The organism is Kurthia sp. FSL E2-0154, from assembly GCF_038003625.1.
Lineage (GTDB): Bacteria > Bacillota > Bacilli > Bacillales_A > Planococcaceae > Kurthia > Kurthia gibsonii.
The window spans coordinates 2766802-2792713 of sequence record NZ_JBBOPO010000001.1 but is presented as its reverse complement, the minus strand read 5'-3'; the positions used below and the strand labels follow the sequence as shown (position 1 = coordinate 2792713).

22 protein-coding genes and 1 other RNA gene are annotated in these 25912 nt (G+C 35.9%); 13 read left to right on the top strand and 10 right to left on the bottom strand.

Annotated features, from left to right (window positions below; genetic code table 11):
• Positions 1-87: 87 nt before the first annotated feature.
• Positions 88-1794: a hypothetical protein gene (locus MHB75_RS13970; protein ID WP_340998366.1), complete on the bottom strand. Its 1707-nt coding sequence runs from the start codon at positions 1792-1794 to the stop codon at positions 88-90.
• A gap of 124 nt (positions 1795-1918) precedes the next feature.
• Between MHB75_RS13970 and MHB75_RS13965 the strand changes: the two genes are divergently transcribed.
• The 6 genes from MHB75_RS13965 to MHB75_RS13940 all read left to right on the top strand — a co-directional run bounded on the left by MHB75_RS13965 (position 1919) and on the right by MHB75_RS13940 (position 7665).
• Positions 1919-2572: a lysoplasmalogenase family protein gene (locus tag MHB75_RS13965; protein WP_340998365.1), complete on the top strand. Its 654-nt coding sequence runs from the start codon at positions 1919-1921 to the stop codon at positions 2570-2572.
• 35 nt (positions 2573-2607) lie between these two features.
• Positions 2608-3834, top strand: coding sequence for a peptidase T (gene pepT, locus MHB75_RS13960; RefSeq protein WP_141273807.1), 1227 nt, complete (start codon positions 2608-2610; stop codon positions 3832-3834).
• Positions 3835-3857: 23 nt separating this feature from the next.
• Entirely contained in the window at positions 3858-4799 is a 942-nt protein-coding gene (locus MHB75_RS13955; RefSeq protein WP_340998364.1) for a DMT family transporter, read from the top strand.
• A gap of 306 nt (positions 4800-5105) precedes the next feature.
• Positions 5106-5813, top strand: coding sequence for a siderophore-iron reductase FhuF (locus MHB75_RS13950; RefSeq protein WP_141273808.1), 708 nt, complete (start codon positions 5106-5108; stop codon positions 5811-5813).
• A 173-nt stretch (positions 5814-5986) separates the two neighbouring features.
• Entirely contained in the window at positions 5987-7261 is a 1275-nt protein-coding gene (locus tag MHB75_RS13945; RefSeq protein ID WP_340998363.1) for an Nramp family divalent metal transporter, read from the top strand.
• A gap of 179 nt (positions 7262-7440) precedes the next feature.
• Positions 7441-7665, top strand: a complete 225-nt coding sequence (locus MHB75_RS13940; protein WP_340998361.1) for a hypothetical protein — start codon at positions 7441-7443, stop codon at positions 7663-7665.
• 118 nt (positions 7666-7783) lie between these two features.
• On the opposite strand, the gene MHB75_RS13935 is transcribed toward MHB75_RS13940, so the two are convergent.
• Genes MHB75_RS13935 through MHB75_RS13925 form a run of 3 tightly spaced genes read right to left on the bottom strand, consistent with a single transcriptional unit; the run spans position 7784 to position 10592 of the window.
• Positions 7784-8740, bottom strand: coding sequence for a nucleoside hydrolase (locus MHB75_RS13935; RefSeq protein ID WP_340998359.1), 957 nt, complete (start codon positions 8738-8740; stop codon positions 7784-7786).
• Between the two features lie 46 nt (positions 8741-8786).
• Positions 8787-9467 (bottom strand): GNAT family N-acetyltransferase, encoded by a 681-nt coding sequence (locus MHB75_RS13930; protein WP_141273812.1) that lies wholly within the window; start codon positions 9465-9467, stop codon positions 8787-8789.
• Between the two features lie 12 nt (positions 9468-9479).
• Entirely contained in the window at positions 9480-10592 is a 1113-nt protein-coding gene (locus MHB75_RS13925) for a mandelate racemase/muconate lactonizing enzyme family protein (protein WP_340998357.1), read from the bottom strand.
• 77 nt (positions 10593-10669) lie between these two features.
• Between MHB75_RS13925 and MHB75_RS13920 the strand changes: the two genes are divergently transcribed.
• Positions 10670-11887: an HTH domain-containing protein gene (locus MHB75_RS13920; protein WP_340998356.1), complete on the top strand. Its 1218-nt coding sequence runs from the start codon at positions 10670-10672 to the stop codon at positions 11885-11887.
• Between the two features lie 48 nt (positions 11888-11935).
• Here the strand turns inward: MHB75_RS13920 and nhaC are convergent, their stop codons facing one another.
• The 4 genes from nhaC to MHB75_RS13900 form a co-directional block, all read right to left on the bottom strand.
• Positions 11936-13375, bottom strand: a complete 1440-nt coding sequence (nhaC, locus tag MHB75_RS13915) for a Na+/H+ antiporter NhaC (RefSeq protein ID WP_340998354.1) — start codon at positions 13373-13375, stop codon at positions 11936-11938.
• 237 nt (positions 13376-13612) lie between these two features.
• Positions 13613-14722, bottom strand: coding sequence for an amidohydrolase (locus MHB75_RS13910; RefSeq protein WP_340998352.1), 1110 nt, complete (start codon positions 14720-14722; stop codon positions 13613-13615).
• A gap of 19 nt (positions 14723-14741) precedes the next feature.
• Positions 14742-17327: a bifunctional lysylphosphatidylglycerol flippase/synthetase MprF gene (mprF, locus tag MHB75_RS13905; RefSeq protein ID WP_340998350.1), complete on the bottom strand. Its 2586-nt coding sequence runs from the start codon at positions 17325-17327 to the stop codon at positions 14742-14744.
• A 202-nt stretch (positions 17328-17529) separates the two neighbouring features.
• The gene (locus MHB75_RS13900; protein WP_231726958.1) at positions 17530-17925 is read right to left on the bottom strand and encodes a helix-turn-helix domain-containing protein; all 396 of its coding nucleotides are present in this window, start codon (positions 17923-17925) and stop codon (positions 17530-17532) included.
• A gap of 311 nt (positions 17926-18236) precedes the next feature.
• Between MHB75_RS13900 and pbp4 the strand changes: the two genes are divergently transcribed.
• Complete coding sequence (pbp4, locus tag MHB75_RS13895; protein ID WP_340998349.1) at positions 18237-20234, top strand: penicillin-binding protein PBP4(5); 1998 nt, start codon at positions 18237-18239, stop codon at positions 20232-20234.
• Positions 20235-20247: 13 nt separating this feature from the next.
• Positions 20248-21057 carry an HAD family hydrolase gene (locus MHB75_RS13890; RefSeq protein ID WP_340998345.1) on the top strand — a complete coding sequence of 270 codons (810 nt, stop codon included), beginning with the start codon at positions 20248-20250 and terminating at the stop codon, positions 21055-21057.
• 87 nt (positions 21058-21144) lie between these two features.
• On the opposite strand, the gene MHB75_RS13885 is transcribed toward MHB75_RS13890, so the two are convergent.
• Positions 21145-21351 carry a hypothetical protein gene (locus tag MHB75_RS13885; protein WP_340998344.1) on the bottom strand — a complete coding sequence of 69 codons (207 nt, stop codon included), beginning with the start codon at positions 21349-21351 and terminating at the stop codon, positions 21145-21147.
• Positions 21352-21490: 139 nt separating this feature from the next.
• Between MHB75_RS13885 and MHB75_RS13880 the strand changes: the two genes are divergently transcribed.
• Positions 21491-22141 carry an HAD family hydrolase gene (locus tag MHB75_RS13880; RefSeq protein ID WP_340998342.1) on the top strand — a complete coding sequence of 217 codons (651 nt, stop codon included), beginning with the start codon at positions 21491-21493 and terminating at the stop codon, positions 22139-22141.
• 41 nt (positions 22142-22182) lie between these two features.
• On the opposite strand, the gene MHB75_RS13875 is transcribed toward MHB75_RS13880, so the two are convergent.
• Positions 22183-22620 (bottom strand): hypothetical protein, encoded by a 438-nt coding sequence (locus MHB75_RS13875; RefSeq protein ID WP_340998339.1) that lies wholly within the window; start codon positions 22618-22620, stop codon positions 22183-22185.
• A 159-nt stretch (positions 22621-22779) separates the two neighbouring features.
• On the opposite strand from MHB75_RS13875, the gene MHB75_RS13870 reads away from it, so the two are divergent.
• The 3 genes from MHB75_RS13870 to MHB75_RS13860 all read left to right on the top strand — a co-directional run bounded on the left by MHB75_RS13870 (position 22780) and on the right by MHB75_RS13860 (position 25887).
• On the top strand, positions 22780-23412 hold the full coding sequence (locus MHB75_RS13870; RefSeq protein ID WP_141273822.1) for an HD domain-containing protein: 633 nt from the start codon (positions 22780-22782) through the stop codon (positions 23410-23412).
• Positions 23413-23460: 48 nt separating this feature from the next.
• Positions 23461-23651, top strand: a non-coding RNA gene (gene ssrS / locus MHB75_RS13865) — 6S RNA.
• A gap of 544 nt (positions 23652-24195) precedes the next feature.
• Positions 24196-25887 (top strand): methyl-accepting chemotaxis protein, encoded by a 1692-nt coding sequence (locus tag MHB75_RS13860; protein WP_340998335.1) that lies wholly within the window; start codon positions 24196-24198, stop codon positions 25885-25887.
• Positions 25888-25912: the final 25 nt, after the last annotated feature.

Here is a 25912-nt window from a genome sequence, read left to right as displayed (position 1 = left end):
TAACCTATAACTTTAGTATAGCATCATTCAGTTAAAAAAAGAGGAACCACATCGTATGCGATTCCTCTGTTCATTCAGTACTTTACGTTACTCTTTCGTCTTCTTTTCTTTTGGCTTTAATGTCGTGATTGTTAATTCTTTTACTTGTTGGAATACTTCCGATGTCGCCAAGTACGTGAATTTCACTTTATCGCCTTCTTGTAAATAGACTGCAAGTGGAGCTACTTCCGAACTCACTGTATAGTTCGTCTCATCATCTAAAAGGAATGTAACATTCGTGAAGTCTCCTGCTGTTTCTTTATATACGCGTAGTACTGTTCCTTCACCCTGTTTTTCCTCTTTCGTCGAGTTACCGTTTACTGTACTCGTACCTGTTCGACTTAGAACATTTTTATATTGGCGAAGTGCTTCATTTGGTGTCGTCGCTGTTACAGCAATTTCAGGATTTGCTGCTGAAACGATGTAGTAATTTTGTAAGAATCCATTTGAATCTAATACAGGTACTAACCAACTTGTTTCACCATAGAAGTTATAAAGTAATGGCATAGAACCTGACCATTTTTTCTCAACGAATTTCTTTTCCACTACTTGCAGTGCCCCTTCTGAATCCATATACGATTCATCACTATTACCTGTGTAATACGTTCCTTGACCTGTACGTGCATTCGTTAATGAATAACCAAGCATGGAGTCCACGCCTTCTTTTGGACTTGTAAAGTCAGTGAAGTAATACATCTCGCCATTCTCATCAAATACAGGGCTAACATTTGCTTCTACACCTTCATCTGAAGGAATTTTGATATCTTTTTTACCGAAAATTGTATTCCAGTAACCATGCACATAATTACCGAAATAACTATTTTGTAAGCTCACAGCCTCTGGTGAAACTGCTCCATCTATAAAGCTCGGAACGTCTTTTAATTTATATTTTTTGATATCACCATTCTGTGCATTCACCATGACAATCCCTTGTGGTTTAAAACCGTTACGTGCCGAAATGAAGTCACCATACGTACGAATATAATACGGTGTACCATCATTATCGATTTCAAGTTGAACATCTCCGTTGAAAATAGTTAACGGGTTGTGTAAGCGCATATAACGCGCAACATGATTATTTAAGTAAGCAGACGGAACATATTTCATCTCTTTTTCAACAAATTTTGGATTCGCTGATGAATCCGTCGCGCTTAATACGAAGTAACCCGGTGTTGTTTTCCCTTTGAACCATTTGAAAGCATCTGAGAATTCAACAGGTGCAACATAAACGTAGTCATCGTTAATTTTTTGAATTTGTAAATTTCCAAGCTCATAGTAACTTGTGTTCGGTACTTGACCAAATGCTTTTTTCATCTTGTTGCGTGCATATTTTGGCGGTACGCTCGCTGGTGTTTTTGTTTCGTCGAATGCTTTTAACTCGACTTCTGTTTTCATCTTAGCTGATTCATATTTTTCATCTGCATTCATCATCGGTGCAGAGAGCATATAAACTGCGACACCAATACCAGCTAAACCAATTAATCCTTTAATCTTTCGCTCAAATCCTGTTGATAGGTAAGCACCCGCAAATGCGACAATTGCTATAACTGGCCATACTGCTGTCCAGTTTAAATCCATCATCGTTATGTATAGCGTAATCATGGTCGCAATGGATGCAACGAGTAAAATACCAATGAAAAATAATGCTTTAAATTTGAAATTAAAACTACCGTCCTTCATTCGACTAGAAATCGGAACAATTAATACACCGATTACAGCGGCTAATGCGACTGCAATGATAAAAGTCATCGTCATTTTGCAAAAAACCTCCCTTTCCTCTTACATTATTTACGTGAAGCGAAGGAAAAAGTTTCAAAACCTCTTGAATTCACAAATTCGGGGTATATTCAAATATGACTTCATACGAGGAGGTTGATTTATGAAAGAACGTACACTTTGGATTACTGCATTCATATTTAGTATTCTTTATTTATTCTTCTTACCAAAGGAAGTTTCATACTTCTACGATATCCTCATACCAACAATTCCCACAATTTGTCTCTTACTCATTTTCTTCACTTCAAAATCTATTGAAACAGCTCATTATGATTGTTTTATCATTTTTGGTCTTCTCTTTTTTATTGTGGGACAACTCACACACCATTGGTTTATCATCGGTTTATTCTTCTTTTTAATTGGTCATCTTTTTTATATTCATGCTTGCTTAACAATTCGACAAACATCCCCTTCTAAAATTGCGACACTCTGCTTATTATTTTATGGAATTGTTCTTGCTGCATGGGTGGGTGGGAATATTTTTAAAAGTGGTGCTGTTCTTTTAGGTCTTGTCGTACTTTTCTATATCGCAGTCATGCTCACAATTGGCTGGGCGACTATTCAAACGCGCAAATGGATTTTATTATTCAGCGCAATACTACTCATCATGTCAGATTCTATTTTTATGATTAATATGTTTGTGACAACCATTGATGGTGCAGCCCAGTGGACATTAGGGACTTATTTATTTGCACAATTTTTATTTATTTTTCATTTTCCTGAACATTTCGAAATCCGTAAGAAAGTGTTAGAATAGTAGCAATGCTTCAACAATTAAGGAGGATGCTACAAATGAAAGAAAAATTAATCGAACGTTTAATTCGCTATGCGAAAATTGATACACAATCTTGTGAAACAAGTGAGACAACACCTTCAACAGCTAAACAATGGGATTTACTTCATGTATTAGAAGAAGAATTAAAGGCAATCGGTATGTCAGATGTAATGGTGGATGAGCATGGTTACCTATTTGCTTCGCTACCTGCTAACACAGATAAAAAAATTCCAACAATCGGCTTTTTAGCACATGTCGATACAACAACTGATTACACAGGTACAAATGTGAATCCGATTCGTCATGACAATTATGATGGAAAAGCGATTCAATTAAATGAAGAAGTCGTTCTATCACCAGAAAATTCACCTGAACTGGCGAATTATGTAGGTCAAACATTAATTACTACAGATGGTACAACACTTCTAGGTGCAGATGATAAAGCAGGGATTGCAGAAATTATGACTGCAATGGAATACTTAATCAAGCATCCAGAGATTAAACATGGTGAATTACGTGTTGCATTCACACCAGACGAAGAAATCGGTCGCGGTCCACACGCATTTGACGTTGAGCGCTTCAATGCAGACTATGCTTATACAATGGATGGTGGTCCACTAGGTGAATTAGAATACGAAAGCTTTAATGCAGCTGGTGTCAAATTAACAACTTTCGGTACAAACGTACACCCAGGTAGCGCCAAAAATAAAATGGTCAACTCAATAACAGCCGCAATTAAATTCCAAGAGATGATGCCAAAAGACGAAGTACCTGAATTAACAGAAGGTCGTGAAGGCTTCATTCATTTAATGGAATTTAACGGTTCAATTGAAAAAACAACATTACACTACATCGTTCGTGACCATGATCGTGCAAAATTTGAAGCAAAAAAAGCACTTGTACAACAAGCTTTTGAAGCACTTCAAAAAGAATATGGTGAAGATGCAGTTCAACTAGAGATGAATGACCAATATTACAATATGGCTGAAAAAATTGAGCCTGTAAAATTCATCGTTGACCTTGCGGAAGAAGCAATGTTAAATTTAGGTATTACACCGATTAAAAAAGCGATTCGCGGCGGTACAGATGGTTCTCAACTATCATTCATGGGCTTACCAACACCAAATATTTTTGCTGGTGGCGAAAATATGCACGGTAAATATGAATATGTATCGGCTGAAACAATGGAAAAAGCAACAGAAGTTATTCTCGAAATTGTGAAGTTATACGAACAACGCGCTTAATTGCGTTTGAAAGGGGTTTGGGTATGAAAGAAATTGTAATCGGTATCTTTGCTGCCCTCTTCTTCGCCGTCACATTCATTTTGAATCGTGCGATGGAATTAGAAGGTGGTAGTTGGTTATGGAGTTCGTCTCTGCGTTATTTCTTCATGCTACCTTTTCTTTTGATCATCGTGGCAGCTCGTCGTGGGCTGCCTAAGATGACAAAAGAAATTAAACAAAATATAGGTGCTTGGCTACTTTGGAGTTTTGTAGGTTTCGTACTATTTTATGCACCACTGACCTATGCTGCTTCATATGGACCAGGTTGGCTTGTATCAGGGACATGGCAATTCACTATTATTGCGGGCGTATTACTCGCTCCGCTGTTTTTTATACATATTGAACAGAAAAAAATTCGTCAGAAAATTCCGTTTAAATCACTCCTTATTTCATGCATTATATTAGTTGGGATCATCTTAATTCAAATTCCAAGTGCCGCAACTGTTTCAAAAAAGGCACTCTTACTTAGTACGTTACCTGTCATCATCGCTGCCTTTGCCTATCCACTTGGTAATCGTAAAATGATGGAAGTCTGTGATGGTCGACTCGATACATTCCAACGTGTACTCGGTATGACGATTATGTCGATGCCTGCATGGATTATACTCGCTATCTATGCCAGCTTCACTGTAGGTGCACCAAGTAGTTCACAAGTATTCCAATCATTCATCGTGGGGATTAGTTCTGGTATTATTGCGACCATTCTATTCTTTATTGCAACAGATCGCGTACGAGATAATCAAGGAAAACTAGCGGCTGTAGAAGCGACTCAATCTGCTGAAATTATTTTCGTTATTATCGGTGAAATGATTCTACTCGGTATTCCACTTCCTGCTCCACTTGCACTTGTCGGCTTACTCGTTATTATTTTCGGTATGTTACTACACAGTTATCACACGATGCTTATGAACAAAAATGCTATTTAAGAATGACAAGAAGTTTGCTTTTCCTAGCGACCTCTTTTTTATGAGAACCATAAAAAAACCAACAGAGTGGCGAATCCCTGTTGGTTCTATGCTATACCGAGCTATTCCATAACGTTTTGAGGGGGGTTATGAATACTCTGTTATTCTTCATCAGCTCTTTTTTGGAGAAAAGTGGCTAATGTCCTCTGTATTTCTGTTTTCGAGGAGAAGTAATTTGTTTATATGATAATGATAATCGTTATCAATTAAATAGTCAATAGATTTATTAAACTTTTTTCGTGTATAGTTATTATAAGGGGGAGAAATATGACACGTTTATCACAAGATCAATTACAACAACTACACGCTTATAGCAATTATATCGATGAAGAACAACCTTTTTTATTTAATTTACAACAATTATTAGAGGATGATTTTTTAGAAGATGCTAAAAATATATGGAGAGCAATTAGTCAAAGTGACCAAGACGCAGTTGCGATTTCGTACTTCACAAGACGCTACGGTATGTTTATCGCTATGCAGTTTTATATGCTCACCGTCTATGACGAAATGTGGGTGGGGAAGTTCGAAAACTTAAAATTTGGTGTGAGAGAAGAATTTGGTCGCCCTTCTATTTGCATGTTCACACGTAGCGAAGATTGGGACATGATTGATGAGGATGAACGCGAACAAGCTGTACATACCATTCTACTTGAGCAATGTCATCAGATTTTCTCACAACTGAAAAAGCTAGGCGGCGTATCCGTCTTAACGCACTGGGAGAATGTATTTGGCTATCTTTTATGGCACTATCATACGCTTCTTTCAAACCATACTACAGAAGAAGCCAGAACATATTTAGACTTTCTTGAAAGTGATGTTGTATGGGAAGGGATTAGTGAACATTCACGTTTTCACACTTATACAGGCGGACAACACCCTTCTACACTCATTCACTTACCCGTTCGAAAGAGTTGCTGTTTTTCAAAAGATGTTCCGGGTTTACTCGCCTGTGGTTTTTGTCCATTAAAATAATATATGAAAGAAGAAATCATTTATTCCATTGATTTCTTTTTTATTTTAGTTTAAAAAGGGAATACTGTAGTGAATTCATACTTTACAAATTATGAGATTCTATTATACACTTACAATATAAAGTTTCCCTAAAGCAACTTTTTGTCATTCACACATATTAAGGAGCGCAGACTATGAAAAACAAACAAAAAACATCTTTATCCGCAAATGCTGTCTTACGCGGTGAGATTAAAGGTTTCAGACAGATTCTTCCCTTTTTAGGTCCTGCATTTATTGCTGCAGTTGCCTATATTGATCCAGGTAACTTTGCGACGAATATTACAGCAGGTTCTGAATATGGTTATCTACTCTTATGGGTCATTGTCGTTTCCAACTTAATGGCGGTATTGATTCAATCTTTATCAGCTAAACTGGGCATTGCGACAGGGCGTAACCTTCCTGAAGTCGCACGTGATAATTTCTCTAAAAAAACATCAATTATGCTCTGGATTCAAGCAGAAATTGTCATCATCGCAACCGATTTAGCTGAATTTATCGGTGCAGCTCTTGGACTCTATCTAGTATTTAAAATCCCTATGTTACCAGCTGCTCTTATAACCGCGGTGGCTGCTTTTGCTATTTTAGAGCTTCAAAGACGAGGTGTTCGTACATTTGAAGCCATTGTCTCTGGTATGGTTATGATGGTTGTAATGGCTTTTGCTTTCCAAACATTTTTAGCAAACCCTAAACCAACTGAAGTATTATCAGGCCTATTCCCTTCTTTTGATGGTGTTGGTTCCATCTTACTTGCTACAGGGATTTTAGGAGCGACGGTTATGCCACATGCCATCTACCTCCATTCTTCTCTAACACAAAGTCGTGTAATCGGGCGTTCTGAAGCAGAAAAGAAAAAGATTTTCAAATTTGAATTTTTCGATATTATCATTGCAATGGTCATCGCTGGTGCAATTAATATATCGATGTTAGTCATTGCGGCTGCGCTATTCCATAAGCGTGGAATGGATGTCAGCGATTTAGATGTTGCCTACCATGAACTCGGCTCATTAATCGGTCCTACAGCTGCAGTATCATTCGGTCTAGGATTATTAATTGCTGGTTTAGCAAGTTCAGCTGTTGGTACGATGTCTGGTGATGTCGTTATGCAAGGATTTATTAATCGACGAATTCCACTCTACTTACGTCGTGCGATTACGATGGCTCCACCTATTCTCATTATCGCACTCGGTTTAAATGCCACTGTTGCTTTAGTATGGAGTCAGGTAATCCTATCATTTGGTATCGCATTCGCTTTAATTCCACTCATTATTTTCACGAGTAACCCTAAAATCATGGGTGGTTTAGTGAATCGAAAATGGGTGACCTATACAAGTTGGGTAATTGCGGCTATTACGGTTGCTCTCAATCTATTCTTAATTTACAGTTCGATTGTTGAATTGATTCAATCTTAATACGTAAAAAAGATCTTTTTCTCTAATAGAGTGAAAGATCTTTTTCATTTCAAAATTCTAGATTATTCTATCATTATATACCTAAAACAGATGATTTGATTATTCTTCATCACTTTATGGAATTAATATGGGTATAAATAAGAAGAAATCTGAAAATTTATGCTTCATTTTTTTACTTTATGTTACAATTAATAGTAAGAGGTGATGAAATGGTTATATGGATTCTTATTTTAGCAGTTATCGATTTAATTGTATGGGGGTTCGCTTGGAGAGAGCTAGTGCTTTATGGTCGTCGTCGTATGGAAAAAACACCACGTCGTTTAGTCATATTATTCATACTTGGTATTGTTGTGACGATTGCTTTAGTTATTACATTAATTCAATTACTGAGAATATTAAATTAAAATAGGTGGCATTTCAAATGAAAAGAAAAGCACACAAAATAGAATGAGGACAAGGTCTATGAATTACATAACCTGTCCTCATTTTTATTTTTTTAATTGTTTCACATGGAACAATTTGTTAAAGTGTTTTACCTACTGTTGTGACTGCGTTAAAGAATAAATCGATAAAGTCGTCACGATTTACTGTGTGTAATACATGAACATTGGGTTCTTTCCCTGTCTTCTTTGCGAAATCGACTAAGGTTGCCCCTTGTGTTAGTGAGGCATTCAACTCTACTTCTACAAAGTAATCATCACCTTTAAATAACTCAGGTTCAACTAGACACGCAACTGCGCACACATCATGCACACGAATTTGTTCTTCAAATCCTGGTGGGTTAAACGGTGTTTGAGATTGTGTAAATGTATAGAAGTTCATCATATCTGCTACTTTTTCAGCGAATGGTGTACCTAGATTGCGTAAACGTGTCATTTCATCGCGTGTAATGTATGCTTTATGTGTTACATCTAAACCGCTCATAATAATTGGAACACCTGAACGGAATACTAATTCCACTGCATGCGGGTCAACATATGCATTGAATTCAGCTACTGTTGACATATTACCTCCAACTGCTGCTCCGCCCATCCAAGAAATCTGTTTAATGACTGGTTTCACTTCTGGATGTGCAAATAATAAAGCAGCCACATTCGTTAATGGACCTGTTGCAACAATCGTAATTGGCTCTTCAGCGTTCATTAAAATATCGTACATCGCTTGAATCGCTGTACGGTCACTTGCTTGTAAAACAGGGTCTGCCCATTTTACATTACCAAGTCCACCTTCACCATGGATATCTTCTGCTACCTCTTGTTTACGGAACATGGGTTGCTCGATTCCTTTTGCAACTTCTACTTCTTTTTGAATGTATGTTAGGAAACTTAATGTGTTATAAGTTGTTTTATCAATTGTTAAGTTACCAGCCTCAACTGTTATTAATTTAATATCTAGTTCTGGACGTGCATATGCTAATGTCAGCATCATTGTGTCGTCGATACCTGGGTCACAGTCAATGATTACAGGGATTTTATTCATGTGTAGATAATACTCCTTATATAATAGTTATCTTATTATATACTTTTTATTTCTCATACACTACATACCATTCATCATTTTCTTCGTACATTTTTGTCCCTACAAATCCATTTTTCAATAATTTTTGTTGACCTTCTGTATCACGCATGACAATCGTCTCTTTTTTTACATATGTTGGATTTGGAGTGCGTAAATCTTTGAAAAATACATAGCGTAATTTATCTACATATTTAATTTTCAAGGCTTTTACAACTAGACCTTGAGAAAATTTATCTTTTAAACTTGGAATATTGTATGGTTGAACTGTTGAACATACATAGTCATAACGTGTTTGATCGATTCGTTCCATCGACCATTGCGCCATTTTCTTTTGTAGACCATATCCTCTATATTCTGGTGCTACATTTGAAATCTCTTGATAAAGTACGCGATGGAATTGATCTTCTGGAACACCACAATCATATCCTAGATGTTCTTCTTCTATTGGTGGGTTTAATAGTGCGCGGAAGCCAATCATTTCCTCCTCTACGAAAACACCAATCATCATCTTTTCATCTTGTAAAATCGCTTCAAATTCTTCTGTCATTAATGGTTGAAGGACACTTCGAACAGGCAATGCTTCATATACACGTTGCTGAAGTGCTTCGATTGCCTGTAGGTCATCCATTGTTAAATAACGAACAGCAAAAGGTGTTTCTCCTAAGTGACCTGTTAAAAAATATGTCATATCTGTTACCCCTTACCCTGTAATCTTCTCTGAAAATGCTGTTAATTCGTGAAGAACTGCTTCGTCAACATCTACACCAAGTCCAGGTTTTTCATTCAATTGAATGAATGGAATATCATACTTCAAGTTTCCGATATCCTTTGAAAATTTAATTGGTCCTGTTAATTCAACACTACCCATATTTTTTTTCGAGAATGCTACGTGGAATCCAGCAGCTGAACCAACAGATGATTCAACCATTGAACCAATTTGACATTCGATTCCAGCCATTTCAGCCATTACAGCTAATTTCATCGCTGGATAAATTCCACCACATTTCATCAGTTTGATATTTGCTTTATCTGCTGCACGTTTTGCGATGACTTCACGCATATCACGCTCGCTACGTAAACCTTCATCAATCATCAATGTAATATCTGATTTCGCCTTAATCTCAACTAAACCGTCAATATCATTATCTTCTACAGGTTGTTCTAACCAATCGATATTTAAATCTTTCATACCACGAAGTGCTTTTAATGTCGTCGCTGCATTACCCCACCCTTGGTTAACGTCAACACGAATGGCGATATCTTGTCCTACGCGTTCACGTACTGCCTTGATACGTGCTACATCTTTTGCTACTTCTGTTCCGACCTTCATTTTAAACGATGTATAGCCAAGTTCCATCTTCTGAGCCGCTTCCTCAGCCATTTTTTCAGGTTCGCCGATTGATAATACATGTGTAATTGGGAATTTCTCGTGATAACGGCCACCTAATAATTGATACACAGGTACATTCATCGACTTCCCTGCAATATCAAAACAAGCAATATCAATTGCTGCTTTGGCTGCTGGTGCTGGTTTTACAACATGATTCATCACATCATGTAACTTCTCAAACTGACGTGGATCTAAACCAATTACGGCTGGTGCTAAATGATTTTTTAAAACTTGGAATGTACTTTCCCACGTTTCCCCTGTAATATGTTCATCTGGAACTGCTTCACCATATCCAACAATTCCATCATCTGTTGTCATTTTCACGATAATCGATTGGATTGAATCATATGTCGCATAGCTGATGATAAATGGATCGATTAATGGTAAGTTAATAGCAAATAGCTCAATTTCTTTAATTTTCATAAATAAAAAACTCCTTTATAATAGATGTCGTTAAGTTGTCGTTAAATAACGAAAATAAAAAGCAAAGGAAGATGACCATGCACATTCGAATGGCATTAATCAGCTCACAAGCTTATCAAAAATACATTTCTAGTATCGCACAAAAAATAGCGGATATCCAACTAGATTTTTATGTGTATGAAGAACCGGAACAAGCAACACAATTACTACATGAATTACAACCATGTGATGCACTTATTATTGGTGGCTTTTTACCGTATTTAGAAGTGAAACCTTTGTTGCCTTCACTTCGTATTCCTTATACACATTTTATACAAGATGAGGCTACCATCTCTACTACATTATTAGCTGCTATAACCAAATATCATATTCCGCTCAATCAAATCTCCATTGATGTGATTGAACCAACATTTGTTACGTCTATTTTACAAGATATTCATCAGCTTGATACTCCTCCATATATTCATGATGCAACACAAGTAGACGTGGAACAACGTCATCGAACATTATACGATGAAGGGCATATACAACTGATTATTACTAGCGTACACCAATTATATGAAAAGTTAAAAGCAAATGGTTATCCTGTTATGCGTATGCAAGAATCGACTTCTGCAACCATTCAAAAGTTAGAAAAAATGCGTGATTCTGTTCTTTTGCAAAAATCAAATGCCAACCGTATGACAGCAGGTGTCTTAAAAATTCATCCAGAAGATGAGGCTGCTTTCATTCATTTTATGCAAGCCATCCATGCAAATTATACAAGGCACAATACACATCGCCTAGAATTATATACAACAATTGGTCACTTAGAACAACTTCTACACAATGAAAAACAGTTAAAAGCCTGTCTCGCCTATTTTAAAAAACCGTATCAAATGGGTTTCGGCTATGGTGAGTCGATTTCAGAAGCACTTCAACATGCACAAGATGCTCTTCAATTTACAAAAACCGACGAAATCTACATTCTTGATGAATATAGTCGTTTATTAGGTCCTTACCCAACTCATCAAATGATTTTGCCACTCAAATTTGATAGTGAGAAGCAAAAAGAAATGGCTGAACGTACAAAATTAAGTGTACTCAGTCTTTCAAAAATGAGTTCATTCATTGAGGAACGCCATACAAAACACTTTACTGCTCAAGATGTTGCAGATCACCTACACGTAACAAGACGCACTGCTGAGCGCATGATTAAAAAACTATTAGAACATGGTTATTTAGCAATTATTTCTTCTGAAATGACATACAAAAAAGGTAGACCACGTGCAGTCTACACTTGGATTGGCTCTTAATACTGGAAAAGCAAATCGCCAATAAGTGACGATTTGCTTTTTTTACATTTATAATGCACTTGGTTCTAATGCTTTTTCTTCTTCAATTTCTTTTTGTTTTGCTTCTTCTAATTCTTCAGGTGTTAATTTAACAATCGCAAAACCTACATAAGCATAAATAATCGAAATAATTGGTACAACAAAATTTAAAATAGCATATGGCGCATACTCAAATGCACTTACACCTAACGTTGCAAAAATGAATACACCACATGTATTCCACGGGAAGAATACAGATGTTAAAGTACCACCATCTTCTAACGCGCGTGATAAGTTTTTAGAATGTAACCCTCGATCTCGGTAAGCTTTTACAAACATACGCGATGGTACGACAATTGAGATATATTGTTCAGAACAAGTCGCATTTGTAAAAATACAGGCTGTAATCGTAGATGCTACTAGACTACCTGTTGATTTTGCCCATTTCATAATGACTTGAATTAATGATTTCAACATACCTGAGTACTCTAAAATACCACCAAATGTCATCGCGATAATCGTCATTGATACCGTACCCATCATGCCATCTAATCCGCCTTGATTGAATAGTTTATCAACTAATTCATTACCTGATTCTAAAACAAAACCACTTTGTAATGTTTCAAGTGCAAATTTTGTTGAACCGCCTTGAACCGTAATTTGTAATAAGAAACCCATCACAATCCCTGCAAGTAATGCCGGAATAGCTGGAATTTTCTTGGCTACCATGAAAATAACTGCTACAGGTACAATTAATAACCATGGTGAGATATAAAACGTCTCTTGTAAGACACGTAATGTCGTTAAAATACTTTCCGAGTTCATATTCACATCTGCAAACTTACGACCTAAAATACCGAAAACAATTAATGAAATAATTAATCCTGGAATCGTCGTATAGAGCATGTGACGAATATGATCGAATAATTGTGTACCTGTTAAACCAGAAGCTAAATTTGTTGTATCTGATAATGGTGACATCTTATCACCGAAATAAGCGCCTGAAATAACTGCTCCTGCAATCATTGGTGCAGGAATACCCATACTTAGTCCAATACCCATACCAGCAACCCCCACAGTTGCCATTGTAGACCATGAACTACCGATTGCTAATGCTACAATCGCACATAATAATAGAATTGTTACTAAGAACCATGCAGGTGAGATTACTTTCAAACCGTAAAAAATCATCGTCGCAACGACACCGCCACCAACCCATGCGCCAATTGTAAAACCAACAAGCATGATGATGACAACCGCTGGAAGTGCTAATTTAATCCCCTTATACATCATCTCTTCTACTTCTAACCATTTAAAACCATGAGCAATCGCCACAATCGCTGCTGTTACTGTACCAATAACAAGTGGTACGTGCGGGCTTGTCCCCAAAACTGCAACAGCTACAGCCATCGATGTAATCATGACAAAGAACGTTAAAATCGTCCATCTTGCTTTAATTTCTCTTTTCATCCATCTCATCCCCTTTATCTGTCTGAAAAATGAAAACATTCACTAGAATTAAGAATATCCGTTGATTGGAAAGAGGTCAATGCAAAATTTTTGCACCAAAGCAGAAAGAAAACGATTACATAGACAGTATTTTTATTTGTAATAGCTAAACAATACAAATGTGATAAAATAAATAAAAATTCATTTAAGTGTATAAAGAACCACTTAATCAAATTGATTAAGTGGTTGAAATGTATTTTATTTTCGTGGTGTTTTCTTTAATAATGTAGTCAATACTTTTGATGCATCTACTAGAGCCTGTTGGTCAAATGTCATATGCGGGTGATGTAAACCAGGGGCTAAATCCGCCCCTACACCTAACATTGCGGCCTTTAGTTCTGGCTTCTTCACTGTATAAAAATGAAAATCATCCGCTCCCGGTGTATGGATTGCTTCTGTGCAAAATTCTTCACCTAGCGTTTCAACAATTGCTTCTTTTGCCATCTGTGACGCTTCTTCAGAAACTTCTGCTCCTGGCGTATAATCATAAAAGCGCCACTCTAAATCGATGTCAAACTGTTGTTGAATCGCTTGCAATCCTTTATGGATAGCTGTTTTCATATCATCTAATAAAGCATTACTTTGCGCACGCAGATCCATCGCAAAGGTCGCACTCCCTGGAATGATATTCGTACTTCCGCCATCAGCAACTACTTTGGTTAATTTTGCTGAATGTGGTTCGAACGGTGAAAAGTGCAAACTATTTAGCATTTGATGAACAGCCATGACAACATCCAGTGCATTTTTACCTTGATGTGGTCGAGCACCATGTGCATCAATACCTTTGATGCTTCCCTCTAAGAAATACGCTGCTCCATGATGAATCGCTGGCGCAATTTTGCCAAGTGGTAATTCTTCAATCGGGCGTAGATGAACACCGAATAAATGAGATACACCGTCAACAGCCCCATGCTCATAAGCTGCAACAGCCCCATTCCCTAGTTCCTCTGCAGGTTGGAAAATGAAACGAACGCGATGTGTTAATGGTTCATTTCGCAAACGAAGTAATGCTCCTAACACCATTGTTATATTCGCATCGTGCCCACATGAATGATTCGCGCGCCATACACCATCTACTTCTTGCCACAAGGCATCGATATCTGCACGAACAGCGATAATTTCATCTCCTGTACCAATTTCTGCAACTAAACCTGGAATATCACCGAATAAGCGATACTCCACTTGTAGTTCTTCCATAATCGAAGCTAATGTTTTTGTTGTTTCATACTCTTTCCAGCTTACTTCTGGATGTTCATGAAAATGACGAAACCAATCGTAAATCTGTTGTTCTACTGTCAATTCTGTCATAACCCGCACCTCATTAAAATTAATTTCGTTGTTTTTTCTTTAAATTTCGCATTGCGATTAACTGATTTCGCTTACTCGCAATTTTATTATCGCCAATTAACATTAAAATTTGGATCATTGTAAATGGTAACGAGCGTCGTTTACGATAGGCAATATATTTTGGTCGCCACTCATTCGCATATTGCTCTTTCAAATAACGTAAGTCTTTTTTATTCCCAGACTCTTGTGCATTCACTAAAATCTGAGCTGCAATTTTCTCTGAAATTCCCGCATATTTAGATACACCAACATGTTTTAAATAAACCATTCCAATATTAATATATCGATAACCTTTTTCTTTCGTTGCAATTAACGAGCAGACTAACAAATAATCAAGTGCATGTGCTGGCATGTCTATTTGTGTCGAACGCAATAAACTAATCGCAATCGTATGCTTTGGACCATCTAATTCTGTTAAATTTGCAAATGCGACAATTTCTTGTTGTTTGTTTCGTAATAAAACGATTGGACCATTATTTAAATAGCGCTCATTAAATACATAATGTTCACCAATCTGTTCTTTATCGCCTTGCCATATAGCTGAAAGTTCTGCTAACTCTCGTATAAATGATTCAGAAAATTTGGGTTCTAACCATTCAAATGTATAACCAACTTCTTGCATTTCTTTTTGTAACTGTTTATATTGCTCTTTTTCTTCATGCGTTAAAACAACTTCTGAAATCTCTACATTTCCTTCTTCACCTAGTTTAAAAAAGTTATAGCCGTATCCGTATAAATATGGAATGAATGAATCGCTGACTTCATAAAATACAGGTGTATAACCATAGTAATCTGCAAAGGCAATAAATTCCTCAATTGATGTTTTAAAATGCTTTCGATCACCAATTAAATCACCCTGTACAATAAATTTATCAGCAGTAATACGATAAGAAAAAAGTACATTACGTTGTTTATTCCAAAAAATACATTGATGCATATGCTGTTCAAAATGATGCGCTTCTGTCACACCATATTTTGTAATATGCTTTGCTACTTCATCTTGATTTTCAACTAAATAAACACGCTTGAATTGGGTTCGATTTCGCTGCCAACGTTCAAACAGAACTACAGCTGCAATAACAACCAATCCAATTAATGCACTTTTAAATAAGTCATCAGGGTTACGAATAATAATCCCTTGTACATGCTCAGAAAGGTGGTGACGTAAATCCGACTTCACAATAATCCCAATCACTAAGTAACTTAGTAATACAACCGTAATAACGAATGTATTGAAAATGCTGCGTCCCCATGTCTCTACATAACTCGTACGATAGAAACGATTGCGTGCAAAGTACAGTAATAGCGCTACAAAAATCATAAAGAGCGCTTGGCGATATTGAATACCTTTTACAATGAAAAGCGTAGCCGCAAACAGCAAGACGAATAGTGTCACTTTAAATGTGCGACGGTCCTTATAAGAGATTCCGTTTGATAATGCTAGTAATAAGAAACCCGTCATGACCGACACTTGATGCGATACATTAATAAAAGGCAATGATGTAAGTTCTCTCACATACTTTATTTTTTCGATTGCACCAGGTGCAACACTTGAGATTAATAGACTTAAACCAGCCAAAAACACGAGTGCTGTCGCAATAATATGCATCGTACGTTCTAATAGTAAGTTTGGAATACTATTATAGCCTCTATTGAATGTACGCCAAATATCGCGAATAAAGAGAATCAACCCAGCTAAAAACGGAATTGCATAATATCCAACACGATAGAATAGTAATAATACTAATACAGATTCTGAAGGAATATTTAAACTCGTAGCCCCCCAAATGAAAACTAAGTCAAAAGAGCCTAATCCACCAGGAATCATACTGACAATACCGGCTGCAGAAGCAATAACAAACATCGGCCATAAATCGATTAAAGGCACATCGATATGAAGTAATTTTGTTAAAATAACGAGCATTGTGAAAGCACCTAACCACTCACAAATAGATACAAATATCAGTGCAACATCGCCTAATAGTTGATGTTTTGTCATTTTTTTACGCAGTAGCTGAACAATCGCGCGCACAATTAAAAACGGTGTATATAAGCCGATAAATGCAGCTACATATAGTAAGAAAGGATGCTCTGTAAAAATTCGAATATCGCGGAAGAAAATTAATAATAAATCCGCAAATAATGAAATACCCCCTAAATAAAAGAGCGTTACAGAGGCAATCATCTTAAAGAATGTCGTATTATCCATGTCTGGCTTTTTAAAGTAATGTGTACGCAAAAGTACACCTACTAAGCCACCAAATCCGATTAAGTTTGAAAATGAATTAATTATTAAAGATTCTTTCATAAGCCTTTTGATTGGCATTTTTAACTTCAGTTTTTTCATAATAAAAAAATCATAAAAAAACATTGGAAAAGCTAAAAAAAGCGGCACAACTGCGATTAATGCTAGCGTCCGAACATCAATTGAACCAAGTTGCCGCGCAATTTGAGCTCCATTTGCTTCTCTTACAATTTTGGTCAACTCGTGAATCGCAAAAAGCATTAAGAGAATCGGTAAAATAACTTTAATCCATTGAAAGATTTTTGAACGATTTATTTTCACCCTTCTCCCCCATTTACATATTTTTTATCATCCTATTAATTATAACGAATCTTTTAATATAAAGTGCTTTATTTTATAAGTATTTTGAGTCATTTCTTTCGAGATAATATACATTATGTATATCATACCCTTTATATGTAAGACGCGAAACGAAAAAAAAGAGACATTACGCTTGCTCGTAACCTCTCTTTTTAATCATTTATTATGCACGAATGGCTTCTTCAATTGGCATCTCTTTTTTTACCGTTACTTTCATTTCAGCTAACGTATAAAGTTCTAGTAAATCCTGCTTCGTCAGCTCTGGTAAAATGGAACTCAAATCACGAAGTAACACATTCTTTCTTCTGCTATATTCAATATCATTTTGCGGTGTTGGTACATCACTCATAATATTTAATAATAAATCGTCTGCAGAAATTTTTAAAGCTTGGCTCAATCGAACAATCCATTTCGCTGAAGGAATGCTCTCACCAACCTCCCAACTTTTAATACGACTCGCTGACGTGCCGATTTCTTTTGCCAAAGACAACATTGAGTGATTGCTAAGCTCCCTTAGTAACTTTAGCTGCTCACCAAAAGCATATTGATCAAACATCATTACTCCCCTCTCTTTCCAGAGTTTCTATTTTTAGAAATAGACGTTGCAGAATAGAGGCTACGACTTCAATTATTTGATAATGAATGTCCGCTCTCTTTACTTAAAAAATGATTGCCCTATCTACTCTTAACAGAAATTCTCTTAAACTAAACAATTTTTCTTCCTTAAATAGAATTATAATATATTTTTTGAGAAAATCACGCATTTTTCGATAAATTTTTTTATTTTTTTACAATTTGTTAAAAAACGGCAGTCTTTCTTTGTGCAAACTTTGCATGAATCCTTCATAATAAATAGAAGGAGGCAGGAAAATGAACAAAAAAATAATAATGGTCATTAGTGTACTTGCTATTATAATTCTTGCAGTTGTCGGCATCTATGTTTTCATACAACAAAAAGATCAAAAAGCACAGGAAAAAGCAGCAACACAATGGACTCAAAACTTCGAAAAGAAGAAATATACAGAGCTTGTAAAACAGGTAACAACAGATTCTTTAAAACAACAAGGTTATACAAAAGATGACTTTGTGAAGAAATATACGAATGTCTTTGGAGGAATTGGTGCAAGTAACATTCAAATTTCAAATATGAAAGTATCTGATCAAAAGTTGAGTTATCAAGCTATATTTGAAACGACTATTGGGAAAACAACGTCTTTTTCATATTCAACAAAACTAATCAAACAAGATGGCACATATCAGATTGATTGGAAAACATCTTTAATCTTTCCAAATATGAAGCCAACTGATCGCATATCATTTCAAACAACCGATGCAATACGTGGTGATTTAGTAGATGTGAATGGTTTTGATTTAGCCACAAATAAAAAGGCTTTTCGCGCGGGTATCATTCCTAAAGAATTAGGGAATAATTCGACACGTACGAAAAGAATCAAAAAGATTGCAACTTTTTTAGATGTTTCAACAGACAGTATCGAACAAAAATTGGCACAAGTATGGGTAAAAGATGACTTATTTGTTCCTATTAAAATAGTAGCCGATGAACATGTTCAGAAAATGGATGGACTACAATATGCTGCAACAACTACACGCTACTACCCTCTTGGTGCAGCAGCAGCTCATTTAATTGGTTACACAGGAACGGTTACAGCAGAAGATATTAAAAAGAATCCAGCTCTTTCTTCTGACGCAATTATTGGAAAAACAGGGCTAGAACGAGCTTACGATAAGGAACTTCGCGGTATAGATGGAGGAAGTATCTCTTTAGTTAATAAAGACGGTAAAGTAAAAGAGGTATTACTTGAGAGTAAGGTAAAGAATGGTGAAAAAATTCGTTTAACAATAGATGCCTTAATGCAAAAACGTGCATACGAAGATTTAGAAAAAGCTACGGGTTCTACTGTCATTATAGAACCACAAAATGGTGCGCTAATGGTATTAGTGTCGAAACCATCATTTGACCCGAATCAGATGGTACGTGGCTTATCGCAAAGAACGTATGACCAATATGCGAATGACCCTAACAGACCGTTCACAAATCGATTTACACAGCGTTATGCGCCTGGCTCAACAATGAAAGCTATTACAGCAGCAATTGGATTTGATGCGGGAACATTAAAACCTAATCGCGTACGTACAATTGATGGGCTACAATGGCAAAAAGATGGTTCTTGGGGAAATTATAAAATTACGCGCGTTACAGAGAATCAAAAAGTAGATTATAAAAAAGCGCTCATTTATTCCGATAATATTTTCTTTGCTCAAGAAGGTCTAGAGCTTGGAGAGGATCGATTACGTGCTGGTTTAAAAAAATTTGGTTTTGGACAAGATTTCAATCTACCTTTTGCTATGACACCTGCCCAAATTTCAACGCATAAACAATTCAAGAGTGATATTTTATTAGCTGATACAGCTTATGGACAAGGACAACTACTCATGTCACCTATCCAACAGGCAGTCGCATACAGTGCTTTTGCAAATGACGGAAAAATTGTACAACCACATATTCGAGTGAATGAAAAATCTAAAACTTCTGAAGCAGTATCCAAAAAAGCAGTCGACCAAGTAAATGCAGCTCTTTTACAAGTAGTGAAAGATCCGAATGGTACAGCTCATAACCTAGCTTCACTACAATTACCATTAGCAGCTAAAACAGGAACTGCTGAATTAAAGCTTGAACAAGGTACAGAAGGTATAGAGAATAGCTTCGTATTTGCATTCAATGCCGAAAAAAAGAATTATTTAATTGTATCACTCGTAGAAAATTATAAAAAAAGTGGAAAAACCGCGACACAATTGATTAAAAATCTCGTTCCTGAAGTTGAAAAATCAATTGAAACGAAAAAATAAGGAGTCGATGAATATGGAACCTAAAATGATAGTACTTGATTTAGATGGCACAACATTGAACAATGACCGTAAAGTAGATCCTGAACTCTCAGATTACTTACAAGCTCTTCGAAAAAAAGGCATTCTAGTATGTATTGCGACAGGGAGAACGATGTATGAAATGCGCTTAGCGATTCCAATTGATTTTGAAGTTGACGGTATTATTAATTCAAATGGAATGAACGTACACTTTGGTGGAAAAGAAATCTATCGCGAATCCATTGAAGCAAAAGCTGTAGAAACACTCGTTGATTTATCACTCGTACACGAAATCCATCATGAAATTCACCATCACGATGGACGTACAACCGCGAAAATTTCGCCTATGCGTGATCGCGCACATGAATTAACCGTACATGGCTATACATCACCCGAATGGACAAAAGATGTTGATACAAAAGATGTTGAAAAGATTCTATTCTTTAAAGAAAATCATGATATATTAGCTGACTTTTTGGGTGAACTACGTATTTTAGAAAAAATCCTACCTTTTACTGCGGCTTTTTCCGCAATTGATTTAATTGATATTAGCGGTCGCCATATTACAAAAGCTACTGGTGTTGCAAAAATTCTAGAAGAAAATCACCTATCTTTCGCAGATGTAATTGCTTTTGGAGACGGCGGAAATGATTTACCACTATTCCATAAAGCAGGTCGCTCTGTAGCAATGAAAAATGCGCCTCTCTGGGTACAAGAGCAAGCAACAGAAGTAACCGAATATACGAATAACGAACTTGGTCTTTTAAAACATTTGCAAAGCATTTATGGTTTGGATTTAAAATAAAATATCCCTATAAGATGACTTTTTCAATGGTCGATCTTATAGGGTCTTTTTTATTATTTGTTAAGCAAAACCATTCAATCTGAAATTTTATTTCATGTTTTGTTGCTTTTTTATTTGTATATATAAGAACAGCGCATATGTAAAGGGAATTGCTGCAATGAAATATGTAGCTACTTGTAAATATGAAAAATACTTAGTTGTTGATAAATCCAGTGCCTTCTCTAAGTGGAATACGATCTCACAACACATTACAATTGATACACATACGATACTCATGATTGATAAGCGTTTCATTTTCTTTTTATTTTCCAATTAGATGGCACCCCTTTCCTTTACAGTTCGAAACTATTCTATGTTATGCTATTTCTAACAGTATATTTCGAAAAGTATTATTTGAAAAGTTTTTTCACTTTTTATAAAGGAGGAATTAAAAATGGAAGCAGTCATTTTTGATTTTGATGGAACAATTGTCGATACAGAAGCATTATGGATTGACGTTTACCAAGAACTTATTCAAGAACGATATGAATATGAAGTACCTTTAGAAGTTTTTCAAGCATGTATTGGTACACAAGATACATCACTTTATGATTACTTAACAACACATGTAGATGCTCATATTACACGTGACGAATTATCACCTTTTGCCGAAAAACGTGTAAATGAACGTTTAGTTGATTTACCTGTGAAAGATGGTATTACAGATTTACTTCGCACACTTCACGAACAGGGTGTACGTATGGCAATTGCATCAGGTAGCCAATTAAAGTTTATTGCAGAATTTATTAATAAACATAGCATTGCCCATTATTTTGAAGCGATTCGATGTGCTGATGATGTTGTTCATGTTAAACCACATCCAGAAATTTATGAAGAAGCACTCTTTGTACTTAATTTAGAGCCTGAACAATGCATTGCGATTGAAGACTCTGAGAATGGTGCAAAATCAGCTGTAGCTGCAAAAATTCCTTGTATCGTTGTTCCAAACGATTTAACATCATCAGGGCATTTTCCAGAAGAAGTAACCATTTTATCAACAGTTGAAGAAGCAAAAGAACAGATTTTAGCAATTCACACAAGATAATTATAAAAACTTCGACATACTAAAATGTCGGAGTTTTTTCATTACCATAAGATTGGCTTTGTAACCATTAACCACAGCATAATACAGAGTAAAATAGTATAGATTATCGCGCCTCGTCGTAAATTTCGTATAAACTTTTCTTTTTGAAATTGCGGTGTGTCTAGCATACGCATCGTTGGTTTAAACGCACGCGTTAAATAAACAACTGATGCCACTAATAAAATCATCGTTGTTAAAATCCACGGTGTATCCCACTTATAAGGACCTAACCACATTGCAAGTAAACCAAAAATGATTAGTACGTGACCTGCATGTTTCACAACAGTGATTCCAGATTGAAAAGCGTGTGCATAGGCACGAAACATATCCATATTTGATGTTTTCTCCATCTTTTTTAATACAGGAAATAGCACAAAGAATGGACCAATCGATAAAATAGTGCTTAATACATGTATATAAATAATTGTTAGATAGAGCATTCACTGAAGAATTGCCGAGACAATTCTACCCTCCTCTTGTCTTCTGTCATTCCACTTTATTTTCTCAATTTCTAAAGCTTGTGTAAAGCTTCTGCAAATCAATATTCTTTTAGGAGAAAATACGGTATAGTGAAATGAAAGGAAGGGAGCGAGGTCACAATGGGTATTCATAAATTTTTTACAAGCTTAAATGATTTAGAACGTATTATTCGCGCGCCTGGACGCTTCAAATTTGAAGAACATAACGTGGCGGCGCACTCTTGGAAAGTATCTCAATATGCGATGTTCTTTGCTACATTAGAAGAAATGCATGGTGCAACGATTGATTGGAAATCACTTTACGAAAAAACGATCAATCATGACTATGGTGAGATTTTCATTGGTGATATTAAAACACCAGTAAAACACTCATCACCTGAATTAAAAAGTATGATTGCACTAGTTGAAGAAAAAATGGTGGAACATTATATAGAAGAAGAAATTCCAGAAGAATTTCAAGCGACATTTAAACATCGCATGAAGGAAGGTAAGGACGAGACCATTGAAGGTCGTTTACTCGAACTCAGTGACAAGCTCGATCAATTCTATGAGTCATTCGCGGAATTAAAACGCGGTAATAAAGATATTGAATTTGTGAAAATGTATCAAACTGCACTCAAGAAGATTTTAAATCTTCCATTACCAAACAGTGTAGACTATTTTAAAAATACAATGCTAAAAGATGTCATGAAAGAAGATACAACTATTGATATTATCAAGCTTACAGAACAAGCGATTCAAGAAGCACCTTAACTCGAACAAGATGTTTGCATGAATCGTGATTCTAGCGTATATTATTAATACAAGCTGCATTGTTCGTAATAGTATTAAGTTTTAACCTTTAAGCTGTAATAGGGAGTTTTAGATTGAGTAAGGACTGGCAAGCCTCTTAGCTAGGAGGACATACATGAGCGACTCTGCGAACACCCACTTTTAGGAGTGGTGGTTTAAAACTTTCAATATGATCAACTTACGGCAAAGGCGGCTTCTCTATTTTACATTTCAGAGACACTCACTTCGGTGGGTGTCTTTTTTATGTCACTTTTCATTATTTAACAACTGTAATAAAAAAGTTAATACTAAAGATGTACTATATTATATTTTTTCTCTATAAGACTTTACTACCCACTTTTTTAAATTTTTTCATTTTCCAGTGACTATAAATAGATTTACGTCACAGTATATTGTATGATATTCAAGGTGAAAAAGCATTGCAAAAATAGGATGAATCCCACTTTTATTTTTAGGTATAAAGTTATATATAAGTTTTATAAATATTAATTTTAAACTTATATATAACTTCTACAGCTTTTAGTTTAGAAGATGATTTATCTATGCAAGCTTTTATTTACACGATGTGAACCAATATTCGTTTGTTTTCTTTAATAAATTACATCAAGGGAATTTATTAAAACTACTTAAATTTCTATTAAAAAATTATTTTTCTTTTTAGATATTTAAGGATACATAGCAAACAGATGACGAACAATTTTAAAGTTATTCGATGACACTACAACTTACTAGGAGGAACTTCATATGAAGTGGACAATCAATAGGAAGCTTTTCGGTGGCTTTATCGTAGTATTAGCCATCCTTGTCGCTATCACAACGCTTAGCTTTTACGGGCTAAATAACATTAATAAACAATACACGGAACTTTTAAGTGATAAAGTTCAAAAAACAATGGACGTTAAAGATTTACAAATCAACGTAAAACAAGAAATAACATCTATGCGTGGCTATCTTTTAACTGGCGATCAACAACAATTAAATACAAATCAAAAAGCACAAGATAGCTTCCAAGCACTTTATAATAATTTAGAAAGCAACTTTAAAAATCCTGAAGGGAGAAAATTATTAACAGACTTAGGTACAACTGAGAAAGAATTTCGTGATTTTACTGCTGATGCATTTGCATTAAAAGCAGAAAACAAAACAAAAGAATATACACAACTTGTCGCAACTACAGGTCGTGATATTGCAATTAAATTTGATGAGCAAGTAAGTAAATTAATGGACCATCAAAATAAATTGTTACAAATGGACAATAAAACAACTACGGCAAAAGTAAAAACTATCTCAACACAATTAATCATTTTAGGTGTTATTGCGATTCTTTTAGGCATTGGTATTGCGCTATTCATCGGTCGACTAATTGCACGTCCAATTACATATATCGCAAGTGCTTCAAAACGTATTGCAGAAGGCGACTTAAACGGGCAAGATATTGAAATCAAAAATAACGATGAGATTGGGGAATTAGCTACTTCATTCAATATGATGAAAGGTAACTTACGTCGTTTAATTGAACAGGTAAACTTGAATTCTCAACAAGTAGCTTCTGCTTCTGAACAATTAACTGCAAGTGCAGAACAAACAAAACGTGCGACAGAGCAAATTACAGCGTCCATTCAAGATGTTGCAAATGGTGCTGAAGAACAAGGTCAAGGCGCAAACGAAAGCTCACTTGCGATGCGCGAAATGGCAATCGGTATTCAACGCGTTGCGGAAACAACTTCAGCTGTATCCGAGTTAGCTGTTGAAACAAGTCATGAGGCGTCACGCGGTAATCAATCGATTCAAAAAGTGAATACACAAATGAACTCAATTAGTTCAGCTGTAGATGATTCTGCAACAGTCATTAAGGATTTAGGTGAACATTCAAAAGAGATTGGCAAGATCATCGAAGTAATTACATCAATTGCAGACCAAACGAACCTACTTGCATTAAACGCTGCCATTGAAGCAGCTCGTGCAGGCGAACATGGTAAAGGTTTTGCAGTTGTAGCAGAAGAAGTTCGTAAACTCGCTGAGCAGTCAAAAGAATCAGCCAATCAAATTACAAAATTAATTCAACGTATCCAAGGTTCAACAGACCATGCAGTAAGTGTGATGGAAAAAGGTACAGATGAAGTAAAAGAAGGTTTAGCAGTTGTATTAGAAGCAAAAGAAGGCTTCGAAAAAATCCGTCAATTAATTGAAGAAGTAACAGTTCAAACGCAAGAAGCTTCAGCAATATCAGAAGAAATGTCTGCAAGTGTGGAAGAAGTCGATGCTTCAATCGAAGAAATCGCTCATATCGCACAAGCTTCAGCAGCAAATATCCAAAATGTAGCTTCTGCTTCTGAAGAACAACTTGCTTCAATGGAAGAAATCTCATCTTCTGCTTCAAATTTATCACGCATGGCAGAAGAATTACAAAATCACGTACGTCAATTTAAAGTATAGTTATAGAGAAAAGGAGGAATGCCAT